Source organism: uncultured Thiothrix sp. (assembly GCF_937873765.1).
Lineage (GTDB): Bacteria > Pseudomonadota > Gammaproteobacteria > Thiotrichales > Thiotrichaceae > Thiolinea.
Window position 1 is genome coordinate 61,137 of sequence record NZ_CALMZC010000016.1, and the last position, 8,249, is coordinate 69,385.

The 8,249-nt window shown below is 42.0% G+C and carries 7 protein-coding genes; all 7 read right to left on the reverse strand.

Annotation, left to right across the window (positions count from 1 at the left end; genetic code table 11):
• Positions 1–39: 39 nt before the first annotated feature.
• Positions 40–2,550 carry an FAD-dependent oxidoreductase gene (locus Q0307_RS05950; protein WP_298658010.1) on the reverse strand — a complete coding sequence of 837 codons (2,511 nt, stop codon included), beginning with the start codon at positions 2,548–2,550 and terminating at the stop codon, positions 40–42.
• A 358-nt stretch (positions 2,551–2,908) separates the two neighbouring features.
• Positions 2,909–4,339 carry a hypothetical protein gene (locus tag Q0307_RS05955; protein WP_298658012.1) on the reverse strand — a complete coding sequence of 477 codons (1,431 nt, stop codon included), beginning with the start codon at positions 4,337–4,339 and terminating at the stop codon, positions 2,909–2,911.
• Between the two features lie 236 nt (positions 4,340–4,575).
• Positions 4,576–4,995, reverse strand: a complete 420-nt coding sequence (locus Q0307_RS05960; RefSeq protein WP_298658014.1) for a PIG-L family deacetylase — start codon at positions 4,993–4,995, stop codon at positions 4,576–4,578.
• A gap of 231 nt (positions 4,996–5,226) precedes the next feature.
• Positions 5,227–5,424, reverse strand: a complete 198-nt coding sequence (locus Q0307_RS05965; protein WP_298658016.1) for a hypothetical protein — start codon at positions 5,422–5,424, stop codon at positions 5,227–5,229.
• A gap of 27 nt (positions 5,425–5,451) precedes the next feature.
• Entirely contained in the window at positions 5,452–6,648 is a 1,197-nt protein-coding gene (locus Q0307_RS05970; protein WP_298658018.1) for an RtcB family protein, read from the reverse strand.
• Between the two features lie 255 nt (positions 6,649–6,903).
• Positions 6,904–7,866, reverse strand: a complete 963-nt coding sequence (locus Q0307_RS05975; protein WP_298658020.1) for a tetratricopeptide repeat protein — start codon at positions 7,864–7,866, stop codon at positions 6,904–6,906.
• A gap of 69 nt (positions 7,867–7,935) precedes the next feature.
• On the reverse strand, positions 7,936–8,181 hold the full coding sequence (locus Q0307_RS05980) for a hypothetical protein (RefSeq protein WP_298658022.1): 246 nt from the start codon (positions 8,179–8,181) through the stop codon (positions 7,936–7,938).
• Between the last annotated feature and the right edge of the window lie 68 nt (positions 8,182–8,249).

Here is an 8,249-nt window from a genome sequence, read left to right on the forward strand (position 1 = left end):
AGTTTAGGGGGCAATGAGCCCCCTAAGTTTTAAAGTAAGTTAAGCCCGCAGCTTCTCATTCTCTGGATCATACGGTGATTCAATGATCACCGTCGCAACATAGCGCTTACCCAGAATTTCTACTTCCAATTGCGTGCCAATAGCATCTAAACCGGGTGTTACCATTCCCAAAGCTAAGGATTTGCCAATCCGCCAGCCGTATCCACCGGAAGTTGTCCGACCAACCACTTGTCCATTGTGGAAAATAACTTCCGAACCGCGTGCATCTGCATCGGTTACACCCTGCACTTCAAGGGTAACGAAAGCATTTTTGAAACCACGTGCCTGCCAATCAATCAGTGCTTGTTTGCCAATAAAATCAGGTTTATCTAAGCGCACGAAGCGATTTAAGGCCGATTCTAAAGCAGAGTATTCAATCGACATTTCGCGCGGGATTAAACGATAGGATTTCTCTAAACGTAAAGAGTCCATCGCACGAATCCCGAAGGGTTTAATATCAAATTCAGCACCCGCTGCCATCACTTGATCGAAAATGTAGTTTTGCATTTCAATCGGGTGGTGCAATTCCCAGCCTAACTCACCGACGAAGTTCACCCGTAAAGCTTGGGCTTGGGCTGCACCCACGTTGATTTTCTTGCCGGTGAGCCATTTGAAATTGGCATTCGATAAATCAGTGTCCGTCAGTTTTTGCAGTAAATCGCGTGAGCGTGGGCCTGCAATCACTAATACACCGTATTGAGTCGTTACTTTTTGCAGTTTGACACTACCATCCTCAGGGCAGAGCTTTTCTAAATAGTCATAATCGTGACGTTCAAATGCCCCTGCGCCGACTAAATAATAAGCTTGCTTACCCGTTTTATACACGGTGAATTCAGCGCGTACCCCACCCTGTTTAGTGAGCATATGGCATAAGCCAATGCGTCCTATCGCTTGCGGGATTTTGTTAGCGAATAAGAATTCCAACCAAGCTTCTGCACCACGTCCTGTCACTTCATATTTAGCGAACGCACTCATATCTAAAATGCCGACTTTTTCCATCACATGCCGACATTCTTGACCGACAAATTCAAAATAATTTGAGCGACGGAAAGAGTATTTTTCAACAATCCGCCCATCCGCTAAGGGTACACCGTGATTTTCATTCAGCAGTACATCAGGGGGATCCAAATCTTCTTGGGTGAGTTGGTAACCTGCGGGGGCAAACCATTGGGGACGTTCCCAGCCATAGGTTTGACCAAACACCGCACCCAAAGCTTGCATACGGCTATAGCAAGGTGTGGTTTTTAAAGGACGTGCAGCAGGGCGCTCTTCATTCGGATAGTGGACGGTGAAGACATTGCTATAGGCTTCTTCATTTTTTTTGCGTAAATAACCCCGTGAAGCATAAGGGCCAAAGCGCCGTGGGTCGACGCCCATCATATCAACGGTCGGCTCACCATCTACTATCCATTCAGCTAATTGCCAACCTGCACCACCAGCGGCAGTAATCCCGAAGCTATGCCCCTCATTCAACCAGAAGTTTTTCAACCCCCAAGCAGGCCCCACCATGGGGTTGCCGTCTGGGGTATAAGCAATTGCCCCGTTGTAAACATATTTAACACCCACTTCACCAAAGGCAGGAACGCGATTAATACAAGCTTCAATATGTGGCATTAAGCGGTCGAGGTCTTCTTGGAATAGCTCATTTTCACAATCAGGAGCAGGGCCATCGACATAGCAGCAAGGTGCACCTTTTTCATAAGGGCCAAGTAATAAACCACCAGCTTCTTCACGTAAATAGTAGCCAGCATCGGATTCGCGTAACACACCTTGTTCGGGCAGTCCTTGCTTTTTACGTTCTAAAATTTCTGGATGTGGTTCAGTCACAATGAACTGATGCTCAACCGGAATGACTGGAATATCTAAGCCGACCATTTCGCCAGTTTTGCGGGCGAAGCTACCAGTGCAGGAAATCACATGTTCACAAGTAATATCACCCTTGTCGGTTTTGACCAACCAGCGTCCATCTTCTAGCGATTCAATCCCCGTGACGGCTGTATGTCGATAGATTTCTGCACCACGCGCCCGCGCCCCTTTGGCTAAAGCGGTCGTTAAGTCATTCGGTTGGATATAGCCATCTTCTGGGTGCTGAATCGCGCCAATTAAGCCTTCGGTATTACACATCGGCCAAATGGCTTTTACTTCATTGGGTGTAAGGAATTTCACATCGACACCAACGGTTTTGGCAACACCCGAATAATAACGGTATTCATCCATGCGGTCTTCAGTGCAGGCGAGGCGAATATTAGTGACTTTGCTAAAGCCAACTGATAAACCGGTTTCCTGTTCCAACTCTTGATAAAAGCGTACCGAATATTGATGCAGCTTACCGACTGAATAGCTCATATTAAACAGGGGTAATAAACCTGCAGCATGCCAAGTCGAGCCAGAAGTCAGTTCTTTGCGTTCAATCAGAACGACATCCGTCCATCCTTTACGCGCGAGGTGGTAGAGCGTGCTAACGCCCACTACACCGCCACCGATTACGACCGCCTTGGCCTGAGATTTCATAGTGATGCCTCTTGGGTATTAAAATTGCCTATGAAATATCATTGATTGACTAGTTAGTCAATGGAAAGTTAGTGACCAAGAGAGCGGCTTAAATGAAGCTTTGGAGTGATCACAAAACCTCTGATAGAGTCGTGTTAACATAATCGTAGCAGCTTTGTGTGGGTAGTTTTAGGATGTGGTTATTCCATAAAGTATTCCACAAAAGGCTGCTACTTGGTTACGTTGAGCTCAGGTTAATTAGGAAAAAACTATACAGCTAGAATAAGCACCACATAAGTAAGCCGATGAGTTGCTTCAAGCCCTCATCAGATCAAATAAAGTTTTTATTCGTTAATTACATAAGCTCGTATGTCAGTTCCTAGTCTCCAACAATAGTCCACTGTCCATAGCTTCCAATTATATTGGTTGAAGTTTGGCGTTGAAAGTAGAGTTTGCCATCTGCTCCTTTTGCCATGAAAACTGCACGCCCTTGGTTATCTGTTGCCGCAGTTGGGTATTCATCAAAAAGACCACCACGTAAATTCCATTGAAGTTGAAAAGTACTATTAGGAGTTTGTTGTTGAGTTGTGGAAATTCCACCCCATGAGTTTCGTTGGAATATCATAAGATGGCCTGTTCTATCATGCCGAACCACTGTAATTGGCCCAACTCCAGCATCTCCATAAAGAACTGTGGGATTCGTCCATTTACCATCCTCTCCTACCCATGAAGTTAGTACTCGACCATATTTTTCTGGTTCTTCAGTTACTATTTCACGATAAAAAATTTGGAGGCGATTATTTTGGTTTTTAGCAATTGTAGGTGGGCTTGCAGCAGTTAGAAAGCTAAGGTCAGATGATGGAACAAATGATGTTCCAGCTTGGATGTAGTTTTGAATTTCACCGGTACGTGATGTGGCAAAAATCTCAATGCTACCATCATGACGTGTTACTGCAGTAATTCCATCCATAATATCCTTTGCCTGAGGATTTATAATTTTCCAAGACGACCATTTATTTTTTGAAAAATAAGTATAACTCATGTTGCCTAGAGAGTTTCTTGCAAAGACAAAAATATCACCGTTTCCAGCAACTATTGCAGTTGGTACTCCATTGAATTGACTCTTATCAGGACTCCCTAAACTCTGCCATGCACCAAAGCTCATTGACATTCCACTTTGAACTGATGTGATTACTTCTTGATAAGGTGGTACAGGAGATTCACGCTCCATTCCTAAGGGTAGTTGCATGGCAAAAATTTGTAAGCGACCGTCTTTACGCTTTATTAATGTTACGTGCGGTGCTATTGGTTCTCTACTACCTAGGCTCACAGGGCCTTGCCAAGAACCACCAACAGTTTTTTCGTACCAAAATTTGACTTGGCGATTCTGAACATTGATAGCAACAAGCCTTCCATTATTCGCTTTCATCAGCCATTTTGTACTCCCAGGATATCTCTCGTAAACTACGCGATAATAAGGTTCATAAATTTCATTTGAGTAATATGGATCGCCAGGGATAGAAAGGCGATAAGCTTCTCCTGCAAGGTGTTTGCCTTTATAGGCTTCGCTGCCTAGATTTCTTGGGTAGTTTATAAAAGAATAACCCTTATAATAGACTACAGTACTACGACTGCTACTGTTTGGTCCATGATAGCTGGCTAATGCTTGATTTACATAACGAGCTACTGCTGTATGATCCAAATTATCAAAGCAAACATCATAAAATCCATCACCTGGACATAGGTTATCACTTCCAAGTTTTTGGAAAGGTTGTGGGTCTAGTGTACGAATTACAAGTGGTTGATACATATGAATTAACTTTGAAAGAACATTAACAACGTCTACTTGTTTGTAATGTTGCCATGGAATATTAGGGTTACAGCTTGGCGAGTCAGAACATTGGTTATATAGACCGCATGAGGGTACAATAGTGTTAGTCTGAAGGTTGTGGTTACTTAGCATATTCCAAAGTGTCTGACCTTGCTGGGGATCTTCTCCTGCTTCTCGTAGATTCATAAAGATTAAGCGAATTTGTGGAAAATCCTTTAGGGTAAGCGCTCGACAGTATGTGGCCATGCAAATCCTAAATCTGGAGTAATTAATTCACGTATCCAAGCTGCATTATCAGCTTCTAGCGGTGTTAATTTAGGATTTGCCATTTGAGCATAAGTAGCTTTAATAGCGCGTTGTCTTGCGGTTGCATGTTTCTGGCGAGCTACTTCAATATTCTGATTTTGACATGGACCAGCTCCATTTGCTTCACCTGCAGTAACATAAACGGTTACAATCCCAAGTTTTTGAGAAATATCATTTTGAATATCTGGGTTCATGAAAAGAAAATCATCGTCTTGATGTGCAACAATTTGCATATGCACAATGCTTGAGTCAAATGCTGCAACAACTCTAGGGTTTAGGCTAGAGCTAATGATTATGATAATGACAGCTAATTTGTATAAGATATCCATATTTAATCTCCTTTATAAGGGTGTCAAGAAACCGTTACCGCTATCATGAACATAGCTAGATTAACTATGGTTAAAGTTATTTGTCCTGAAGTTTTTACGAAAGAAAACGAAATTTAGGTTTTTGATCTACTATAGTTGATGTAACAGATGTTCATGCCCTTGCTATAGAATCAAATGGTTTAGCTGAGTTGAATGCGTCAGCTTGCCAGAGATAAGTTGAAAACCCTTAACTCAAGCAATTAAATCGGCAGGGCCGTGATCGGCCCCAACCTTAGCAACTAATTTGCGTAATTGACGTTTATCCGCTTGGCGTTCAGCCGAGCGGGTTTTCTGATGTGCCCCGCCTTTACTTAAAATCGGCGCACGGGCGACCGGATTGGTTCGACCAGGTAATTTCAGCAATTTCAGGTACTGTTTTTTCTTTGACATCTAATGTTCTCCATTGAATAAGTGGGCTTAGCCTTTAATACAGACAACTTGTTTTAAGGTATGTATGACTTCCACCAAATCCGTTTGGTTTTGCATCACTACATCAATGTCTTTGTAAGCACTGGGGATTTCATCCACCACAGCTTTGTCTTTACGGCATTCAATGCCTGTAGTTTGTTCCGCTAAATCCCGCGTATTAAAGCGGCGTTTGGCTTCCGTGCGACTCATCCGCCGCCCCGCGCCATGCGAGCAAGAGCAGAAGGATTGCGCGTTGCCTAAGCCCCGCACGATATACGATTTAGCACCCATGCTACCGGGAATAATCCCCAGTTCACCGTCTTGCGCACTAATCGCCCCCTTACGAGTTAGATAGACTTCCTCACCAAAATGCGTTTCTTTTTGCACATAATTGTGATGACAGTTAATCGCCTCTCGCGTGGTGGTGAATGGCTTTAACTGGCTTTGCAACGCCTCCAGCACTAAGCGCATCATTTCACGCCGATTGAGCACCGCGTAATCCTGTGCCCAGTTCACCGCTTGTACATAATCATCAAAATGCTGACTGCCTTCATTGAAATAAGCGAGGTTGTGATCGGGTAGTTGCCCTAAGGCTTTTCCCATCTCTTTCTTGGCTTTTTCAATGAAGTAGCGCCCAATTACATTACCGATTCCACGGCTACCGGAGTGGAGCATCACCCAAACAGCTTGACTTTCATCAATACATAGCTCGATAAAGTGATTACCACCGCCTAAACTACCAAGTTGTTTGCCCCAAGTGCGCTCAAAATTACGTTGCATTTTGAGTAAGCCCGGATGCTTATCGGTAATCACTTTTAGGTGCTTGGCGATATTATTCAAGGTCGCACCTTGTACAGTGGCTGTTGCATGTTCTTCAAAGCCAACTGGTACACGCTTTTCAATCGTGCTACGTACTGTATGTAAGTTGTCTGGCAAATCATTGGCTGTTAAGGACAAGCGGATTGCATTCATCCCACAGCCAATGTCCACTCCCACGGCAGCCGGAATAATTGCCCCTTTGCTCGGAATCACTGATCCCACGGTTGCACCAATCCCATGATGGACATCTGGCATCGCGGCAATATGCGAATGAATGAAAGGCAATTGCGCCATATTGCCCAGTTGGTCAATCGAGCCTTGGTCGATATCTTCAGTAAATACTTTGACCGGAACTTTGCCCTTATTGAGCATTAATTTAATCGGCATAAACATCCTTTAACTAAATAGTCCGGGCGTAAAAAAACCCGGAGACTTGCGCCATCCGGGTCTTGAATACATGCCAACACCATGGTGTCACACTTGGCCGGATAACCGCTTGAGCAGTCTCCGGGCGAAATGCAGGAGACTAAAATTTCATTGAATTTCCATGAGGGTAATGAGCGAGCATGTATTGAGTCTCCATAGTTAAAGTAAGGTTAAATATTTTAAAGCGTAGAATATCTGGTGTCAAGATAGAGTTTTCTAAGGCAGTTTAGCTGATACCTCCCTGTTTAAACTGCTTAAGTCTTGCTCTCCAGTGATTATTTTAGCCAAGTGGGAAAGAATTACGGCATAGGGATGTGTAGGATTTTTTTGTAAAGCATCGTCAGCACTAATTAAAAGGTTCCAGCCAAGATCTCTTTCCCCAGTATCAAGTAGCTGTTTTAACTCAGAGAAAGCTTGAGGATGGTTATCAGGAAAATAGGCCAAACTATAAAATCGTAGTTCCATTTGTAAAGCAGGTTGATCTGGTTTTAGAGCGAATGCCTGATCTAATAGTGTGCTAGCTTTATTTTCATTGCCTTCAAGTAGATAAATTTGAGCTAGATTGTCAAGAATATTTGCATCATCAGCTTTTAATGCTAGGTAATGCTCATAAAGTTTTTTGGCCTTTGAGTAGTTAGTTAAATGGGTGTGCAAGAAAGTCGAAAAATTGCCTAAATACTCAAGATTATTTGGATCTATTTCAATAGCTTTATTAAAAAATAGCTCTGCTCGCCTAAAGTCTTTCTTAAATTTCATTAGAAATAGTACATAATTATAGTGATAGAGTGAGTTATCCGTATTGAGTTGGATTAGCTCTTGATAGAGTTCCACAGTCTTTTGTATATTTTGACCATGATCCTGCATAAAAAAGACATATTTCTCTAATCCATTTATATCAGTTGGCTCTAGCTGATAAGCTCGGTTATATAAAGCTTCAGCTTGTATTAGATCGTTGGTTTGATATTGAAGAAAGAAAGCAAAGTTATATAGATACCTAGAGTTATTAGGATTGATACCTATAAGCTCTTCGTAAAGCTGCTTCGTTAAATGTAAATCACGCTGCTCGCTGTGCATAAAACTTACATAGTTATCTAGCCATAGAACATTTTTTGGCTCTAGCTCATGGGCTTTGGTATAAAACTTCTCAGCCTGATCAAAATATTTTTTATCATGTTGCATGTATAAAGAAAAATTATAAAAATATCTACCATTGTTAGAATTAAGAGTTGTTAATTGTCTATATAAATTTTAAGTCAATGCTAGATTTCGATGTTGATTATGCATAAAAGTTACATAAGTATCTAACCATTTTTCATTATCAGATTCTAACTCATAAGCTTTTGCATAAAGGGCTTCAGTTTGATCAAGGTTGTTTTGTCGATATTGCATGAAAAGTGCATAATTATAATAATTTAGAGCTGTATTGGGATCAAGCTTAATTAATTGTTGATATAGCTTATGAGTGCTTAAAATGTCTTCAGAGCGATTATGCATAAAAAGAGTATATTAGATCTCTTGCGAAAGTAAGATTTATTTTTATACTAAGCACATGAATTATGAAT